Raw genomic sequence first — 13,964 nt, 5'->3', positions numbered from 1 at the left:
ACCCATTCAGCAAAGCGATCACCATCCTGGCGGATGAGTTGACCAGCTGCGCAGATTCCACGTGGCAACCGGCGATTCCGACCTCGCCTCAGCCCGCTTAGTACGCAGTGGTCTCCGACGAGCCGGAAGCCCGGCCCACAGCTCAGTCTTTCAAGATTGGCGACCGGGTAGAAGTTGTGAAGCGAGAAGGGCTGGATGCGTACGCCGTGGTGGTGGACCACCTGCCGTGCGGCGAGTACCTAGTCTATCTGGAGGGGACGTCCTCTCTGTGGTACCTGTCGGCCGATGCCTTGAGGCGGGCGCGCCCTGCGCCTGAGCCCATGTCGCACGACGAGCTGGTGGATGAAGTGGCGGTGCGCCGATGAGTGGCCAGCCTGAAGTCCTAGACATGGGTGACTGGGTGCTGATCCACGGGCCTGAACGCACCTCCGCTACCGGCACCATCTGCGCCATGACGCCTGACCAGATTGGCGTGTATGTGGATGAGGAGGGCTTTGTCTGGCACCAGGCGGCCCACATCGCTCGCATTGACGGCCCTCTCCAATCTGGCGATTGCGAACTTTCGATAACTTGCTGTGGCAGCAGATGCTGGGGAGCGAGCCGACGAGGAAGCTAGAGTGAAGGGGAGTCTGGCTCGTAAACTAGGCTCTCCTCTGCGTACTAACTGATTAGTTGCTACTGTTGATTGCGCTGAGGGCAGTCACAGAAGGGGCCACGCTGGTGCTGCGTTTGAACATGGAGCCTCCGTTAAAGACGTGGTAACTGCCAGTGCTACTTTTTACGACCCCATAGGTTCGGTCGTTGTCCTGAATAATTTGACAGCTCTCGATCACATTTCCTGGCCCATACGTGGGCGTGCTACTGTTGGGTACTGCCCGGCACTCCGTAGCAGAGGTGAAAACCAAGGCGTCCGTTCGTGCTGTCTCCGCTGCATTGATCACGTTCCTTAACGTGGTCAGTGCAGACGCCTCTACCGCGGATCGGCGAGCACTCAGCAGAGACGGAACGAGCACTCCGAGCAGAATGCCGAGGATGCCAATGACAATAAGGATTTCTACCAGCGTAAAGCCCTGTGTTGTGTTTGCCATGTGCTCCTACCTCGACAGAGGTCTTTGACCATGAGCTTGCCATGACGCTTCTGACATAGACCTTACTCAAGAGGTAGAGACCGTCAGAAAATTCGCACAATGGCCATGCTGCGAACTTTGCAACCTAGAATCGGCGCATGACCACCACACCAGCCGGGCCAAAGCGTGGCAGAGTTCGCATTGTCTGAATGACTGCGAACCCTGCCCCGCTTGCAGAGGTCACCCGTGAACTGGTGAAGCTGTGGCGCCGGCACCCCCTGACCTATGACCAGACCAAGCACGTGGTCGAGGCCGCACGCCGGGAACTGAAGCTGACCCCACCCAAAGCGCGGCAGCGCACCGTCGAGCGCCTGGACAGAGGAGAGGTCGAAGCCCTGATTGCCGCCGCCTACCGCCAGTCGCCCCGCTACGGCCTGCTGGTCAAGACGCTCTTCTACTCCGGTGCGCGGGTCAGCGAGCTGGTGAACCTGAGGCCCGCGGACCTGCATCTGAACCTGGACCCGCCGCAGATCCGCATCGCGGTGGCCAAGGGGGCAGCGACGGGTACGTCCCCATCCTGCCCGCGCTCGCCCAGGAGCTGCGCACGCATCTGGCCGGGCGCACGGGCGGCTACCTCTTCGAGAGCAACCGCCACGACCGCTACACCCCGCGCATGGTGCAGCGCCTGGTCAAGGGTGCCGCGCAGGCGGCCGGGATTGAGAAGCAGGTCACGCCCCACCGGCTGCGGGCCTCAGTGGCCACCATCCTCCTCGATGCGGGCATGCCCCTGGACCAGGTGCAGCGCTTCTTGCGGCACAAGCGGATTGCCACGACCCAGATCTACGCGGAAACGAGCCTGCGGGGCATGGGCGAGTCGTATCTCAAGGCCTTGAAATAGAGGGGGTCCAATCATTAAGAAGCCTTCATAAAGGCTGAACAGGACGCTCAAAACGTGGCATCCACCTGAAGTTGCCACATTAAGTTGCCCTGTCGTAATCGCGTGTGGGCGCTGGTATTTGTCGCTGTGTGATTGACGCGCAGACAGGCAGCGGGGCCAGCGCCCCACCCGGCACCATGACCATCATGGCCACGGGCGCGACCACGCCCGCCAAGCCCGCGGCTTCTGCGGGTCTCTATACCGTGCCGCTGGGCAGCACCGAGCCGCTGCGCAAAGGCGTGGCCAAACTGCAGTTCAAAGTCACGACACCGCTGATGAAGCGCGCTGCGCACTTTCTTCTGAACCAGCTCAGTGGCGGCTGGGACAAGAGGATTATCCCGGCCATCCACGCGGCGCTGCGGGCCAAGGGTGTCCCAACATCCGAATGCCCAGCGGGAACTTCTGGGCCAACAGCAGCGGCATCCTGAAGCAGGGCAGCCTCTTTACCAACACCACCAAACCCAAGGGCTACCAGTACTACCTGCGCAAGGGCTTTGACCCAGCGACCAGTACGGCCTTTATCTGGGTGGTGGTGAGCTAATGGGATGGCCCCAGGTCATCCTGATCATCGTGGGGGCCATGTTTTCGCCCTCGGTGGTGAACAACTGGCTCAAGACGTTCGGCGTCACGCTCAACCAATCGGACGTCGAGCAGGGCGTCGCTCCAGTGGCCGTGGCGCAGCCGGCGCAGCCGGTGCCGCCCGCCACTCCAGGCGCCGTCCAGGAGAAGGGCGCCTCTCCCACCTTCGCCCAGACGGCGAATGACGCGGTGAAGAATCCCACCTCGCTGCTGTTTCTGGGTGTGGGGGCGCTGGGCGTCGCACTGCTGGCGTCACAGGTGCGCGCCGGCTTCCACGAGGCATCCGAGACCACCAAGGATCTCTACAAGGAAGGCACCCGCGTGTCGCATTCTGCCTCTGGTGCGGACGGTGGCCCCAAGAACTACAGCCGGCGGGCGAAGGGCTGAATGTTCGTTACCTTCGCAGGGGATTCGAAGCTGGTTCCTGGGCTCTACAAGGTCATCGTGCCGCTGTTTCTGACTGAGCGGCCCGCCATGGTCGAACTGGCGAAAGGAGCGACGTCTTGGAACATCATCGTCGCTGGAATTGAAAGAACCAGAGCAACTGGCATGCTTCGCCTGGGTTGGCCGCCCGTAGGCGGCGGCTTTAAGTACCGGTTCCCTCGCACCAACCGCCTGAATCCAGCAACTGGTCTGGACTCGGCCACTGGCGCTGAAATCGCGCGTAAAGGCTACTACCACGCGGCTGGACCCTACGGCGTGTTCTGGTGACTGATTGCGGTTACCACAGTGGAATCGGCCTCGAAGGTCTCTGATCTGTTCGAGAAGATCGTGCACCACTTGCCAGGGTTGACCCCGCTCTGGCCGGGCAGCCGGCAGCAGCGGCTCAGCTGGCTTGGTGAGGCGCTGCGCTTCGAGCGCTACCTCCCACCCACGACCCCCGGCTACCAGGCTCCGAGTACGCCCAAGCCCAGCAGGGGTGTGCAGCCCATCCAGTCGCAACCGGCGCTCACGCCCAAGCCTGGGGTCACACCAGCCAAGCCGGCCACAGGCACAGCACCGAAACCTGCGCCGGGCATCACGCCCGCGCTGGGCATCGGGGCCAAGGCCGGCGCCGCCGTGGGCAAGGCGGCCCAGGCCGCCAGGACGGTGGCCACCAACCAGACCACAGTGGCCGTGACCCGGAAGGCGACTCAGGCAGCTTCTGCCAATCCCCTGCCGGTCCTGGCTGGGATCGGCGTCGGGGTCCTGCTGGCCTATGCCCAGCAGGGGAGGGGGGCGTAATGGCCATGGACGCTACCCGTCGCCTAGCCGCCAGCCCGCGCCGGTAGTCACGCCACCCGTTCCAGCGGCGCCTGCTCCCCCCGAGCCGGCCCCTGCATGTGAACCGTTTACCGGCCTTGACCCCATGACCCGTTCCCTCATCGAGGCGGCGCCCCTGGTGGCCTCTGTGCCCGTGACCACGCCGCCCGCTGCTTCTCCAACCTCACCATCCACACAGCCTGACCACAGCCCCGAAAAGAGGCGCCGGATCAGCCTGAAACAACCAGCCCTGCTGGTCCTGTTGGGTGGCACGCTCGCCACTGGCCTGCTGGTCCTGACAGGAGCCACGCAGCACCGCCGCACGGTCACGGGTCATCCCGTCCCGGCCGGCCAGGGGCCCCGCGCTGCCGCACCGACGACCCCCATCCTTCCCCCGAACGTGCCGGCGCCTGCTGGGCACCTGGCTCATGGCCGGAGGTTCCGCATGACCGCCCCCCGCCGAATCCATTCCCTTCATCCCGCCCCCAGGTCCCCCGCCGGTCATGCCAGAGGTGGCCCCGCCGCTGCCGCCTGAACTCAGCGGCCCGGCGCCCAGTCTGGCCGACGCGGCTGTGGAAGGTACCCTGAAGCCCAGCGCCGCCGTGGAGGACGAGCCCCCCGCCCCGCCCATGACCCCCGCACAGATCATCGGCGTGGTGGCCGAGCTGAGCGCCTTCGGCCTGCCTGCAGGCATCGCGGACGCCTACAAAGAGGAGTACCGCAGCAACCCCCTGGTGCAGCTGGGCGTCCAGATGAGCGGCCTGACCGACGCCCTGGCCGCCTACGGCATGACGGCGGGCGGCGGCAAGATGCCCGAATGGCTCAGCGTCGCTCTTGGCGTCGCGGTCCTGGGTTACGGCGTGTACACGACTAGGAGCAAGTACCCCGCACACTGACGCCCGGACAGCAGAAGAAGCTGCTGGCCTGGGGTTCGTTGACGCTGGTGTCAGCACTCCTGTTTCGACGGTAGATTTCGGTTTCGGTGGAGCAGGTGCGGGAGGCAGTGGTGAATTAAGCCGCTGCTCCGAAAGCGGTCCCTTCAAAGCCCACGCCGGCCGCCCCTGGCCTCTTCTGGCCCGTGGACCTGACGCGCGTGCGGATCGGCCCGAAGTTCATGGGGCACGCGGCCCACAAGACGTACCGCAGCGGCTACGGCTACCACACTGGCGTGGACTTCCTGACCACGGTGCTGGGCCTGAAGGTCGTGGCCATGGCCGACGGCGTGTGGTCAGCTCCACGCCCACCGCCAGCCGCTGGGGCTACGGACACAACGTCCTGATTCATCACCCGGCCCTGGGCTGCTGGACGCGCTCCTCGCACCTGTACAGCCACGACGTGGTGAAGGCCGGCCAGCACGCCATTGAAGGCGCGCTGGCCAAGGAGAACCTGTGATGCAGAAACAGCAGTGGCTGAGCAAGCCTGACGGCAACATCCTGGAAACCCTGACCGACCCCCGTGTGCTGGCCACCGCTGCCGGCGCCGCGGTGGGCGCCGTGGTGGAAAAGCAGCTCTGGACCGGCATGCGCGACACCTTCGGGATCGCCAGCATGCAGAACGGCCAGCTGAAGTTTTACGCGCCCGACGCGGACGGCAAAGCCGGCGAAGAAGCGTCCCAGCTGGGCATGAACCGCCAGCTAGCCCGCCTGGGCCTGGTCGTGGGCTGCGTGGCCGGCATCGAGTACGTCCCCAACGGCACCGCCCAGTACGCCTTCCTGGGCATCGCGGCCGTGGCCGTCGCCCACATCCTGCAAGACGCCTTTCCCGCTATCCGCTGAGCGCCCCCTCTCACCCCCAGGAGATCCCCACCATGCGTAAAACCTCGATCACCAGCCAGAGCAGCCCCAGCGTCGTGAGCCTGAGCGCCACCATCGCCAACGTGGCCACGCCCTATGCCCGGATCACCGTGCCCCGCGGCGCCACGTACCGCCTGCACAACCGCAACGAGGTGCGCGGCGTGCGCATGAATGGCACCTACGTCATCCTGGATCTGCGTACGGGCGCAGGCGACAAGATCAGCGGCGCCAGCCGGGTCCTGTTCTTCACGCGCGGCCCGGCCGATGAGTTCCCCAAGTTTCACCGCGCCATTCCCTACAGCGTGTGGCGTGACCTCTCGACCACCGATCAGCGCAACGAGGACTTCAAGGCCACCATCATCTCCCAGACCGACCTGAACACGGACCTGGGCTTGGAAATCCCCGAGGGGCACCAGCTGCTGATTCAGGTGGAAGGTCCGGACGTGGTGGACACCACCAAGAGCTTCTTCCAGGTGGACTTTGAGGAGCTGAACTGATGACCGGCGGCTACCCCTTCCAGGCGCTGGGGCAGGCCCTGCGCACCACGCTGACGGCTGACCGCCTCACGCCCGCGCAGCAGGTCCTGGGCATCCTCTCCGGCGTGGCCTACTTCGACGGGCCGCTGGGCCACCTGCTGCTGTTCAAGGGCGGTGACCTCTTCCGCTTCTACCTGCACGGCCGCCACGCAATGGGCGTGGCGGGCGGCACGCCCGCTGGCCCCGTCGTGGTGGATCTGGCCGCGGCTGGGCACACCATCATCCGCAGCCCCCGCCCGGCGCCGGCGTTCCCCACCACGGGCGGCCACCCGGACGTGCTGGCCTACACCAGCGCGGACGGCGGCACGACGTGGCTGGCCGCGCCGGTGAACGCCGTGAACTTCGACGCGGGCACCGTGACGGTCGAGCGGCCCGGCAACGCCACGCGCGTGGCTGTGTACTTCACCACGGGTGACGGTGAATTCGAGCTGCGGGTGGTGCGTCCCCTGGGCAGTGACGTGGCCAGCGCCAAGCTGTTCGGCGGCGCGCTGCGGTCCATCCACGAGACCAACCAGGTCAACGCCCCACCGTCCCGACCTTCGGGAGCGCCGGCCGCGAGTACCCGCTGCCGCCCCAGTTTCGCCTGGAGCTGGCCGTGCGCAGCACCATGCCCATCGTCTTCGACCGCTACGCGCAGCTCGAGCTAGGCCTGCCGCTCTTCGACACGGCCATCCGCGTGCTCGACCCCGCGCGTCTGAACGCGGAAGCGGAGCTGAAGCTGCGCGGCGGCACGCTCTGAGATGGGCGGGTTCGGCGTTAGCTACCAGGGCAGCCAGGCCTACGCCGCCGAAGCCGCGGCCGTGGGCGCGACGAGCACCATTCACACGGGAGGGAGCAGCATGGAGTGGTTAGGAGTCGTGGGCGCGCTGGCCGGCCCCGTCACCAGCATCGTGGACGCCTTCATCGGCACCGGCAAAGCCAAAGCCGAGGCGGCCGAAGCCGCCGCCCTGGCCCAGGCCGCCGCGTACCAGGCGCAGACCGAGCAGGCCCGCCTCTCGGTCCAGACCACCCAGCAGACCCTGATGTACGGCGACATCGGCGTGGGGGTCTTGGTCCTGGGCTTCCTGGCCTATAAGGCGGTGGCCTGATGCGCCGCCCCGTCCTCGCGGCAGCCCTGCTGGGCATCCTCGCGGCGGGCGGGGTGGCCTTTGCCGTGACCCGGCCGCGCGCCAAAGCGGGCCAGGCCGGCGCGCTGGTCACCCTGCCCACGGGCGCGGACAAGTCGCTGCCCCCGGTGCAGGTCGGCGTGGCCACCGGCTACGCGCCGAGTGTCCTGATTGACACGGGGCAGGTGGACTACAGCTATATCGGCCCTGGCTGGGCCTACGCCGGCGTGAAGAAGGACTGGTGAGCGCGTGAAACAAGGTGAACTTGCCGTGGTGGCCAGCCTGTCGCTGGGCACCGTGCTCCTGGTGGGGCTGGCTGTGGGCGGTGGATACCTCCTGCTCAGGGACCGGCCCGCTCAGACCGGGACAGCCGCGCCCCAGCCGGCCCCGGCCGGCACCCTGCCTGTCGGCAACGGCGTGGTGGCTCCGGTGGGCCCCGGCAGCAATCTGGCGGCCCTGCAGGCGGCCCAGGACGCCGAGAAGGCGCGGGAAGAGGCGTGGCGTCGCGCCGACAAGATTAACGGCCTGGAGCGCGACCTCGCCACCTGTCACAACGAGATCAAGCGCCTGACAGACGGGCTCAACACCATCGACGCCACGCCGGTGGACGCCCAGCTGCGAAACGCCATCTCGGATCAGGAGTGGGCCTCCTGCCGCAACTCGGGGCCGTGGCTCACGCAAGCGGCGCGCTGCCACAACGGCAACATGGAGCCCCGCATTGCCGCCGCGGTGCAGGCCGAATGGGCTGCGCGCCAGGCCGCCCAGCGCCGCCCGCTGCTCGTGCGCCTCTCGGAACTCGACGCGCAGCAGAAGAGCGTGCTGGCGAACCTGGCGCAGCTGGGCGTCTCCAAAGCGCCCCTCAACGTGAGGACGACATGACCAAGAAAAAGTTTGACACTGGCCACCTGCTGATCGCCGGCGGTGTCCTGGCCGCCGTGGCGGTGGCGGCCGTGGTGCTAACCCAGCCCGGCGCCCAGGCGGCCGGCGAAGAGGCCGCCCCCGGCAGCTTCTGGAACGCGGTCCCTGACTTCAGCGTGCACAACGGCCTGACCGGCAACGGGTACGGCAGCGTGTGGCAGCGCTGGGTCGAAGGCCTGGTGCCCGGCAACCCGCTGGCGCCCCGCCCTGGGGGGCTGTACGGCCCCACCTTCAGCGACAAATACGGCCATTACGACACCCCGAGCGTGGCCCTTCCCGAGGTCGAGGCGCCCACCGGCAGCTTCACCAAATCGGGAAGCACCGGCGGCTTCGGCGTGTCGGCCGGCGGGTACTACAAGTGAAGGCCCAGCCCGCCTTGTCGGTGGCCCTGCTCCTGGGCGTCCTGGGGGCGGGCGCCGTGGGCGTGGCGTACCTGATGCGCCAGCGTGAGGCGGCGCCTACCGCCCCGCAACCGGGCACGCCCGCCTCGACTGTGCCGGCAGGGTCCAGCACCCCGGTGGTCACGCCAGCCCCCACGGTCCCCATCACGCTGCCGGTCCTGCCGGCGCCCACGGCGCCCAGCACCCAGCCCGTCACGCCCATGCCCGCCCTCACCGGACCTGCCACAGCCCAGGTGTCCGGCTGGCTGCTGGCCGGTGCCAACGAGCAGAAACTGCCGGTCCTGCCGCCCCACCTGGCCGAAGTGGGCGTGAACGCCCTCACCAGCCGCCTCTGGGAGAACTAGGGCAGCGTCGTGAAGGGGCCGGGCGGCCCCGGCCGGATGCCGGTCGATTCGCGCGAGCTGTGGGCCGGCGGCACGCCCCCCTGGATCTTCGACGAGCGCCTGGGCGCGCTCAGCGTGAGGTAACCCCATGAAAGACCAATCCGGACCCCAACTGATTCGCCAGGGCGCTTACACCGCCGTGGGCACCCTGCTCGTGTACGGCGTGGTCGTGCTGACCATGCAGGTCATCCAGGCCCGGCGTGCCCAGACCCAGACCACCGGCGGCTGCGGGTGTGGCTGCGGCGGCTCGAAATAACCCTTCCCACCAACAGGAGTCCAATGCAGCGCCTCATCGGCCTACTGGTCATCACCGTGGTCATCATCATGCTCGCCCTGGCTGGTAACACCCTGTACCGCAATTCGCCGCTTGACGGCACCTGGTCCCTGTTTCTGGGCAGTGTCATCGCCACGGTGTTCGGTCTGCCTGAAGTGGCCACGCGCATCCGCGAGAAGCAGGGGGCGCGCGCTGGCCTGCCCGCGGCCGAGGAGGAAACGAAGTGAACGAACTCCTGGATCTGCTGCTGTTCGTCGCCCGCCTGGTGCTGGTGATGTACTGCGTGCGCCACATGCTCTTCCTGCTGACCGGCACCACCCGCACCTACAGCGAGTGGTCGCGCGGCTTCGGCGGCTTCCTGTACATCGGCGGCGTGGTGCTGACCATGCTGCACCTGGAACTGGCCATCGTGCCGGGCCGCGACGTGTCCCGCGTCATGAACGCCGTGGGCATCGCCCTGGTGGTGCTGCCCACCGTACTGCGCTGGCTGGCCCTCCACCTCTCACGCCGTCTGGAGAACTGCTGATGTTAGGACTCGAAAAGTATCTGCCCATGGTGCAGGACGGCCTGGGCAAGCTGGAACACTGCCTGGGCCACATCTACGCCGAAATGAAGGCCACACGCGAGACCGCGCAGGCGCAGCACCGCGCCCTGGCGTTTGAGTTCGGTCTGGTGGATGTCCAGGACAACCCCCGCATCGCCCCGCGGCGCCTGACCCAGCTGCCCGTGATCGTGGAAGAGACCACCGCCGCCCGCAAGGAGGTGGACGTGGAGGCACTGAACCAGGGCCGCGCCGTCTCGCGCGGGTTCTACGCGAACCTCGGCGACACCGCCTTCAAGGTGACGCTGATCGGCGTGGGCGGGCAGCCCAGCACCAGCCACACCGTGCCGCCGGCCACCACCATCAGCCTGACCTGCCTGGTCAGCAAGGTGATTGTTGACCCCGGCCCGGATGGCCCGGCGATCTTCCAGGTGTACATGCAGTGACCACGATTCCAGCCGTGGTGGTGTCGCGGCGCGCTGGAAAGACGCTGCGGCCTGAACTCGTGCTCGCGCCTGGTCCCCTGACATTGGGGCAGCCGGGCGCGGGGTCGTTTGCCGAGTTGTATGGAGGCCGCTGGGCACTGGCGCTGCACCGTGACGGCCCGCAGCTGTATCAGGTGCAGGGCGGTGCGTGGGCGCCCAGAGCTGACTCTGACGCTCTGGGGCCGCTGGCCAGTGGCAAGGTGCAGCATGTGGGCTTGGCCTTCGACCAGGCTGCCCGCCCCGTGCTGGCCTGGTGCCTGGCTGGGCAGGTGTCTGTGCGCCAGTGGCATCCGCAGAGCAGCCACTACGTGACGCGCGGCCCCTGGGCAGGCCATAACCCTTGCCTGATTGCGGACGCCTTGAGCGAGGTGGGCTTGGCCGACAGCGACGTGCTGTGCATCCACCTGGCCCCTGACCGCCTGAGCCTGACAGGCCGCGCCCAGCGTGAGCTCTACGCCACGGCGCACGCTCTGGGCAGCTATCCCACCCCCGCTGCGCTGGACCAGGTTGTCGCTCTGCCCCAGCGCTGGGCGGCCCTGGCCGGCACGCTGGCTGGCGACGTGGCCGCGCCCCGTCTCTCTGGGCTGTACCCGGTGACAGGGGCCGGGCACACGCAGGCCACCGTGGGCCAGCCGGCGAGCGGGGTGCGCCTTGAGACCTTTCAGGTGTACACCCCCACCACCGAGCCGATGACGGCCACCGTCACGCAGCCCGCGAGCGGCGCCCGCACAGACACGGTGCTGGCCTCAGACCTGGCCCCCAACCCCATGACGGCCACGCTGCCGGCCCCGTCGAGCGGCGCGCTGACGGTGGTGGTGGTCGTGGTGACCCTGCCGAGTGACAACGCGGCTGCCGCGCTCTCTGCCCCATCAGGAGGCACCCTCACGTGATGCAACCCCGACACGTTACGCTCGACGGCTGGATCAGTTACGAGCTCCGCAGCCGCGCGGGCCTCATCGTGCAGGCCGGCGAGCAGCACAATCTGCTCTTGAATCAGGGCCTCGACCTGCTGGCAACCTATGGCTTTAGCGGCTTGGCCCAATACGCCTGCGTGGGCACCGGTACGACTGACCCCGCCGTGGGGCAGACCGCACTGATCGCTGAGGTGGCCCGTACTGCGAGTGCCCCCACGGGCGACACCATTACGCGCGTCAGCAACGGCGTGTATGACTTCACGTTCACCCGCGATTTTGGGTATTCGGCGGCCAACGGCAACCTGACGGAATGGGGCCTTGCGGCGGCCAGTACGGGCGGCCTGGCCGTGTGTGAGCGCTTCCGGGACGGCTCAAATAACCCCGTGGTGGTCACCAAAACCTCAGACCAACAGCTCCGCCTGACCTACACCCTGCGCGTGACGCTCTCACCTGTAGCGTGGACGGCGGGCAGCTGGACGCTGGCCGGGGTGGGCATGCTGGCTGGGCGCACGTTGCTGATGGGGGGAGGCAGTGGCCCGAGCGGCCGGTATGACCTGCGCCTGGTTTCTGGGCTGCTGACGGGGAGCACCTACCTTTTCTTCGGCCTGGCCGGTGACATGAGCGCGTCCAGCTACACCGATGACCTGGGCCGGTATCCGGCCGAGTCCACGACCGCCAACACCCTGACGGCGGCAGGGTACACGCCGGGCACGTTTACACGCGGCGGCACGGTGGCCGCGTGGACCGCTGGGCAGGTGGTCGGCACCTGGAGCAGCGTCGTCATCTCTGCGGACGGCAACAGCGGCAACAGTAACGGCCTGGCCTATGTCTGGGACGCGAACGACGGCGTGACATGTTCCAAGAGCAGCACGCAAACCCTCTCCATTACCGGCCCCGCCCTGACCTGGGCGCGTGCCTGATAGGTGACACCATGAGACCTTCCATCGTTGTTTTCCGCGTGCTGCTCGACCGTGTGGACAGCACCACAGACGAGCTGGGCCACATCGAGATGCAGGCCGCCGATTACGGCACCACAGCTTCAGACGCGGCCATGCCTGCCGCGCTCGCAGAGCTGACTGAAGCCCCAGGCGGCCTGCTGCGCTGGCGCGGCCATGCGTTCCCTGGCGCCAGCCTGCGCGCGCTGCGCGTTGAAGTGGTCAGCGAATACCTGGCAGATCCGGCCTGATGCTGCCTCCAGATGTGAGCACCGGCACCCTGCCGGCCATGACCCCAGTCCCGGTGCCAGTCCTGGCCGCTGGTGTAGCGCCACGGGCAGCGAAGTCGTTCTGCCACGTTGCTGGCGCCATTGACGGCGCGCGGACCAACTATGCCGACATGAACGCCCTTGCCTGGTTTACCGGCGGCGGCTGGGACCTGCGCAATGGCCGGCGGATGCGCCCGCGGGGCCTGAGTGGGGGAGGGGACACCGATGAAGCTCAGCGCCGCTAGCCAGAAAAAGTTGATGCTGGGGATTGTGGCGGCTGGTGCCGTGGCGGTGTTGGCCAGCCGGGCGGTGCGGCCGGCGGCTGTCCCTATGAGGTCCAGCCCGGCGCTGCCCGTCGTCACGCTACCAGCGGGACCCACCACGCCTACGCGCCCCACGCCCGCGCCTGCAGGTCCGACCCGCGCGCAGCTCATCGACCGGTGTGAACAGGCCATTCTCAAAGAGGTGCCTTTGCGGCGCCTCTCGCCGGTGGCCACGCGCACCCTCGCGCTGCAACTGGTGACCGTTTGCGAGGAGGAAGGCTATCCCCTCGACCTGGCGTTTGGCCATGCCTACGCAGAAAGTGCCCTGGACCTGAACGCCGTGAACAGGAGCAGCGGCGCGGCCGGCCCCTTGCAGGTCACCAAGATTGCGGCGGACCAGGTGGGGGCCGCGTGGCCGCTCACCACGCCCGCGGCGAAGGTGCGGGCCGGCATCCGGTACATGAAGTGGGCGCGCAGCGCGTACCCCGAATGTGCGGCCAGTGTGCGCGAGACGCTGCGCCACTACGGCATGGGCCGCGGCAACTGGCTGAACTACAGGCGCGGTGAGTTGACCTGCGCCACGTCGTTGAGCGTGACACGTGCAGAGCTGGGCTGCCCAGGCACCCGGCCTTACTCCGCCACCGTCATCGCCATCGCGCAGCGCCACCCGGAACTGCGCACCACCAGCTGGTGGGGGAGCTGAGGATGAACAAGACCGTACAGACCGTGCTCCTGGGCAGCGGCCTGGTGGCGCTGGCCATCCTGGCCGGGAGCGTCATCATTGCCCAGAAACTGAGCCGCAGCCTGGACGAGAAGAACTTCTGGGCCGGGAGCAACATTCCTGAGGTGGCCAGCGACGTGCGTGGGGTAACCCAGCCCATTGCGGCGGTTCTAAATAGGTGGACAAGAGCGTGAACTGGGTTTCGCTGCTTCGGTCAGTGTTGAATTTCCTTAATACCTGATTTTCTGAAACTTGACCATCCATTTAGATTAGTTACTGGTCTACTTATGCAGTTTATATTTGCAATTAATTTATCTATTTCCTTGGACGGAACGGCGAGACTAAATACATTATTTTGATTAGATTCACTGAACTCATCATTAGTTACAATGCCGACCACTTGTCCTAAGCGATTTATGATAGGCCCCCCACTATTTCCGCCTTTAACTTTGGCATTCATAACGTGCATCTCGCGTCCTGCGGAATGTATATAATCTGTCGCGACAATTTCTCCTGAGGTGGTGATAAGAGTTGCTTCAATAGAGTGAGCGATGTTAGGCAAACCCATGGCAATTATCTCGTCTAAAACGTTTCCTTGTT

The 13,964-nt window shown here is 66.7% G+C and carries 32 protein-coding genes; 30 read left to right on the top strand and 2 right to left on the bottom strand.

The annotated features are described in order from the left end of the window. Positions 1–176: 176 nt before the first annotated feature. Positions 177–365 (top strand): hypothetical protein, encoded by a 189-nt coding sequence (locus GO986_RS21890; protein WP_157461648.1) that lies wholly within the window; start codon positions 177–179, stop codon positions 363–365. A gap of 303 nt (positions 366–668) precedes the next feature. On the opposite strand, the gene GO986_RS21885 is transcribed toward GO986_RS21890, so the two are convergent. Further along, positions 669–1,088 carry a prepilin-type N-terminal cleavage/methylation domain-containing protein gene (locus GO986_RS21885; RefSeq protein ID WP_157461647.1) on the bottom strand — a complete coding sequence of 140 codons (420 nt, stop codon included), beginning with the start codon at positions 1,086–1,088 and terminating at the stop codon, positions 669–671. Between the two features lie 553 nt (positions 1,089–1,641). On the opposite strand from GO986_RS21885, the gene GO986_RS22710 reads away from it, so the two are divergent. The 29 genes from GO986_RS22710 to GO986_RS21740 all read left to right on the top strand — a co-directional run bounded on the left by GO986_RS22710 (position 1,642) and on the right by GO986_RS21740 (position 13,558). Then, positions 1,642–1,965 carry a tyrosine-type recombinase/integrase gene (locus GO986_RS22710; RefSeq protein WP_369409537.1) on the top strand — a complete coding sequence of 108 codons (324 nt, stop codon included), beginning with the start codon at positions 1,642–1,644 and terminating at the stop codon, positions 1,963–1,965. Positions 1,966–2,093: 128 nt separating this feature from the next. Then, positions 2,094–2,432: a hypothetical protein gene (locus tag GO986_RS21875; RefSeq protein WP_157461646.1), complete on the top strand. Its 339-nt coding sequence runs from the start codon at positions 2,094–2,096 to the stop codon at positions 2,430–2,432. Beyond that, positions 2,390–2,545 (top strand): hypothetical protein, encoded by a 156-nt coding sequence (locus GO986_RS21870; RefSeq protein ID WP_157461645.1) that lies wholly within the window; start codon positions 2,390–2,392, stop codon positions 2,543–2,545. The genes GO986_RS21875 and GO986_RS21870 overlap by 43 nt, the downstream gene beginning before the upstream one ends. Then, positions 2,545–2,970 carry a hypothetical protein gene (locus tag GO986_RS21865; RefSeq protein ID WP_157461644.1) on the top strand — a complete coding sequence of 142 codons (426 nt, stop codon included), beginning with the start codon at positions 2,545–2,547 and terminating at the stop codon, positions 2,968–2,970. The genes GO986_RS21870 and GO986_RS21865 overlap by 1 nt, the downstream gene beginning before the upstream one ends. After that, entirely contained in the window at positions 2,971–3,294 is a 324-nt protein-coding gene (locus GO986_RS21860) for a hypothetical protein (protein WP_157461643.1), read from the top strand. 18 nt (positions 3,295–3,312) lie between these two features. Then, on the top strand, positions 3,313–3,807 hold the full coding sequence (locus GO986_RS21855; protein ID WP_157461642.1) for a hypothetical protein: 495 nt from the start codon (positions 3,313–3,315) through the stop codon (positions 3,805–3,807). Positions 3,808–3,931: 124 nt separating this feature from the next. Then, positions 3,932–4,360: a hypothetical protein gene (locus tag GO986_RS21850; RefSeq protein WP_157461641.1), complete on the top strand. Its 429-nt coding sequence runs from the start codon at positions 3,932–3,934 to the stop codon at positions 4,358–4,360. Next, positions 4,329–4,721, top strand: a complete 393-nt coding sequence (locus GO986_RS21845) for a hypothetical protein (protein ID WP_157461640.1) — start codon at positions 4,329–4,331, stop codon at positions 4,719–4,721. The genes GO986_RS21850 and GO986_RS21845 overlap by 32 nt, the downstream gene beginning before the upstream one ends. A 182-nt stretch (positions 4,722–4,903) precedes the next feature. Next, a complete protein-coding gene (locus GO986_RS21840; protein ID WP_157461639.1) occupies positions 4,904–5,104 on the top strand; it encodes a hypothetical protein in 201 nt (66 codons plus the stop codon). After that, the gene (locus tag GO986_RS21835; RefSeq protein ID WP_157461638.1) at positions 5,050–5,217 is read left to right on the top strand and encodes a hypothetical protein; all 168 of its coding nucleotides are present in this window, start codon (positions 5,050–5,052) and stop codon (positions 5,215–5,217) included. The genes GO986_RS21840 and GO986_RS21835 overlap by 55 nt, the downstream gene beginning before the upstream one ends. Then, positions 5,217–5,600 (top strand): hypothetical protein, encoded by a 384-nt coding sequence (locus tag GO986_RS21830; RefSeq protein ID WP_157461637.1) that lies wholly within the window; start codon positions 5,217–5,219, stop codon positions 5,598–5,600. The genes GO986_RS21835 and GO986_RS21830 overlap by 1 nt, the downstream gene beginning before the upstream one ends. A gap of 32 nt (positions 5,601–5,632) precedes the next feature. Next, complete coding sequence (locus GO986_RS21825; RefSeq protein ID WP_157461636.1) at positions 5,633–6,115, top strand: hypothetical protein; 483 nt, start codon at positions 5,633–5,635, stop codon at positions 6,113–6,115. Then, a complete protein-coding gene (locus GO986_RS21820; RefSeq protein ID WP_157461635.1) occupies positions 6,115–6,801 on the top strand; it encodes a hypothetical protein in 687 nt (228 codons plus the stop codon). The genes GO986_RS21825 and GO986_RS21820 overlap by 1 nt, the downstream gene beginning before the upstream one ends. After that, positions 6,762–6,893, top strand: a complete 132-nt coding sequence (locus GO986_RS23345) for a hypothetical protein (protein WP_255449460.1) — start codon at positions 6,762–6,764, stop codon at positions 6,891–6,893. The genes GO986_RS21820 and GO986_RS23345 overlap by 40 nt, the downstream gene beginning before the upstream one ends. Before the next feature lies 1 nt (position 6,894). Next, on the top strand, positions 6,895–7,242 hold the full coding sequence (locus tag GO986_RS21810; protein WP_157461633.1) for a hypothetical protein: 348 nt from the start codon (positions 6,895–6,897) through the stop codon (positions 7,240–7,242). Further along, positions 7,242–7,505 (top strand): hypothetical protein, encoded by a 264-nt coding sequence (locus tag GO986_RS21805; RefSeq protein WP_157461632.1) that lies wholly within the window; start codon positions 7,242–7,244, stop codon positions 7,503–7,505. The genes GO986_RS21810 and GO986_RS21805 overlap by 1 nt, the downstream gene beginning before the upstream one ends. A 4-nt stretch (positions 7,506–7,509) precedes the next feature. Continuing rightward, positions 7,510–8,139, top strand: a complete 630-nt coding sequence (locus GO986_RS21800) for a hypothetical protein (protein ID WP_157461631.1) — start codon at positions 7,510–7,512, stop codon at positions 8,137–8,139. Beyond that, positions 8,136–8,540, top strand: coding sequence for a hypothetical protein (locus tag GO986_RS21795; protein WP_157461630.1), 405 nt, complete (start codon positions 8,136–8,138; stop codon positions 8,538–8,540). Before GO986_RS21800 ends, GO986_RS21795 begins: the two co-directional genes overlap by 4 nt. Continuing rightward, the gene (locus GO986_RS21790) at positions 8,537–8,923 is read left to right on the top strand and encodes a superantigen-like protein SSL4 (protein WP_157461629.1); all 387 of its coding nucleotides are present in this window, start codon (positions 8,537–8,539) and stop codon (positions 8,921–8,923) included. The genes GO986_RS21795 and GO986_RS21790 overlap by 4 nt, the downstream gene beginning before the upstream one ends. Positions 8,924–9,050: 127 nt before the next feature. Further along, positions 9,051–9,218, top strand: a complete 168-nt coding sequence (locus GO986_RS21785) for a hypothetical protein (protein WP_157461628.1) — start codon at positions 9,051–9,053, stop codon at positions 9,216–9,218. Positions 9,219–9,241: 23 nt separating this feature from the next. Beyond that, positions 9,242–9,463 carry a hypothetical protein gene (locus GO986_RS21780; RefSeq protein WP_157461627.1) on the top strand — a complete coding sequence of 74 codons (222 nt, stop codon included), beginning with the start codon at positions 9,242–9,244 and terminating at the stop codon, positions 9,461–9,463. After that, positions 9,460–9,762 carry a hypothetical protein gene (locus GO986_RS21775; RefSeq protein ID WP_157461626.1) on the top strand — a complete coding sequence of 101 codons (303 nt, stop codon included), beginning with the start codon at positions 9,460–9,462 and terminating at the stop codon, positions 9,760–9,762. The genes GO986_RS21780 and GO986_RS21775 overlap by 4 nt, the downstream gene beginning before the upstream one ends. Beyond that, positions 9,762–10,223, top strand: coding sequence for a hypothetical protein (locus tag GO986_RS21770; RefSeq protein ID WP_157461625.1), 462 nt, complete (start codon positions 9,762–9,764; stop codon positions 10,221–10,223). The genes GO986_RS21775 and GO986_RS21770 overlap by 1 nt, the downstream gene beginning before the upstream one ends. Further along, positions 10,220–11,152, top strand: a complete 933-nt coding sequence (locus GO986_RS21765) for a hypothetical protein (protein WP_157461624.1) — start codon at positions 10,220–10,222, stop codon at positions 11,150–11,152. Before GO986_RS21770 ends, GO986_RS21765 begins: the two co-directional genes overlap by 4 nt. Then, positions 11,152–12,096 (top strand): hypothetical protein, encoded by a 945-nt coding sequence (locus tag GO986_RS21760; protein ID WP_157461623.1) that lies wholly within the window; start codon positions 11,152–11,154, stop codon positions 12,094–12,096. The genes GO986_RS21765 and GO986_RS21760 overlap by 1 nt, the downstream gene beginning before the upstream one ends. A gap of 11 nt (positions 12,097–12,107) precedes the next feature. Beyond that, positions 12,108–12,362 (top strand): hypothetical protein, encoded by a 255-nt coding sequence (locus GO986_RS21755; protein ID WP_157461622.1) that lies wholly within the window; start codon positions 12,108–12,110, stop codon positions 12,360–12,362. A 38-nt stretch (positions 12,363–12,400) separates the two neighbouring features. After that, positions 12,401–12,625, top strand: coding sequence for a hypothetical protein (locus tag GO986_RS21750; protein WP_157461621.1), 225 nt, complete (start codon positions 12,401–12,403; stop codon positions 12,623–12,625). Then, positions 12,606–13,346 (top strand): hypothetical protein, encoded by a 741-nt coding sequence (locus GO986_RS21745; protein ID WP_157461620.1) that lies wholly within the window; start codon positions 12,606–12,608, stop codon positions 13,344–13,346. The genes GO986_RS21750 and GO986_RS21745 overlap by 20 nt, the downstream gene beginning before the upstream one ends. A 2-nt stretch (positions 13,347–13,348) precedes the next feature. Beyond that, positions 13,349–13,558: a hypothetical protein gene (locus GO986_RS21740; protein WP_157461619.1), complete on the top strand. Its 210-nt coding sequence runs from the start codon at positions 13,349–13,351 to the stop codon at positions 13,556–13,558. Positions 13,559–13,578: 20 nt separating this feature from the next. Here the strand turns inward: GO986_RS21740 and GO986_RS21735 are convergent. After that, on the bottom strand, positions 13,579–13,964 hold a 386-nt coding region (locus tag GO986_RS21735; protein ID WP_157461618.1), incomplete at its 5' end, for a trypsin-like peptidase domain-containing protein.

The sequence above is a fragment of the Deinococcus arboris genome (assembly GCF_009755355.1).
Classification (GTDB): Bacteria; Deinococcota; Deinococci; order Deinococcales; family Deinococcaceae; genus Deinococcus; species Deinococcus betulae.
The sequence above is the reverse complement of the archived record's forward strand: the minus strand, read 5'-3'. Positions and strand labels throughout refer to the sequence as shown.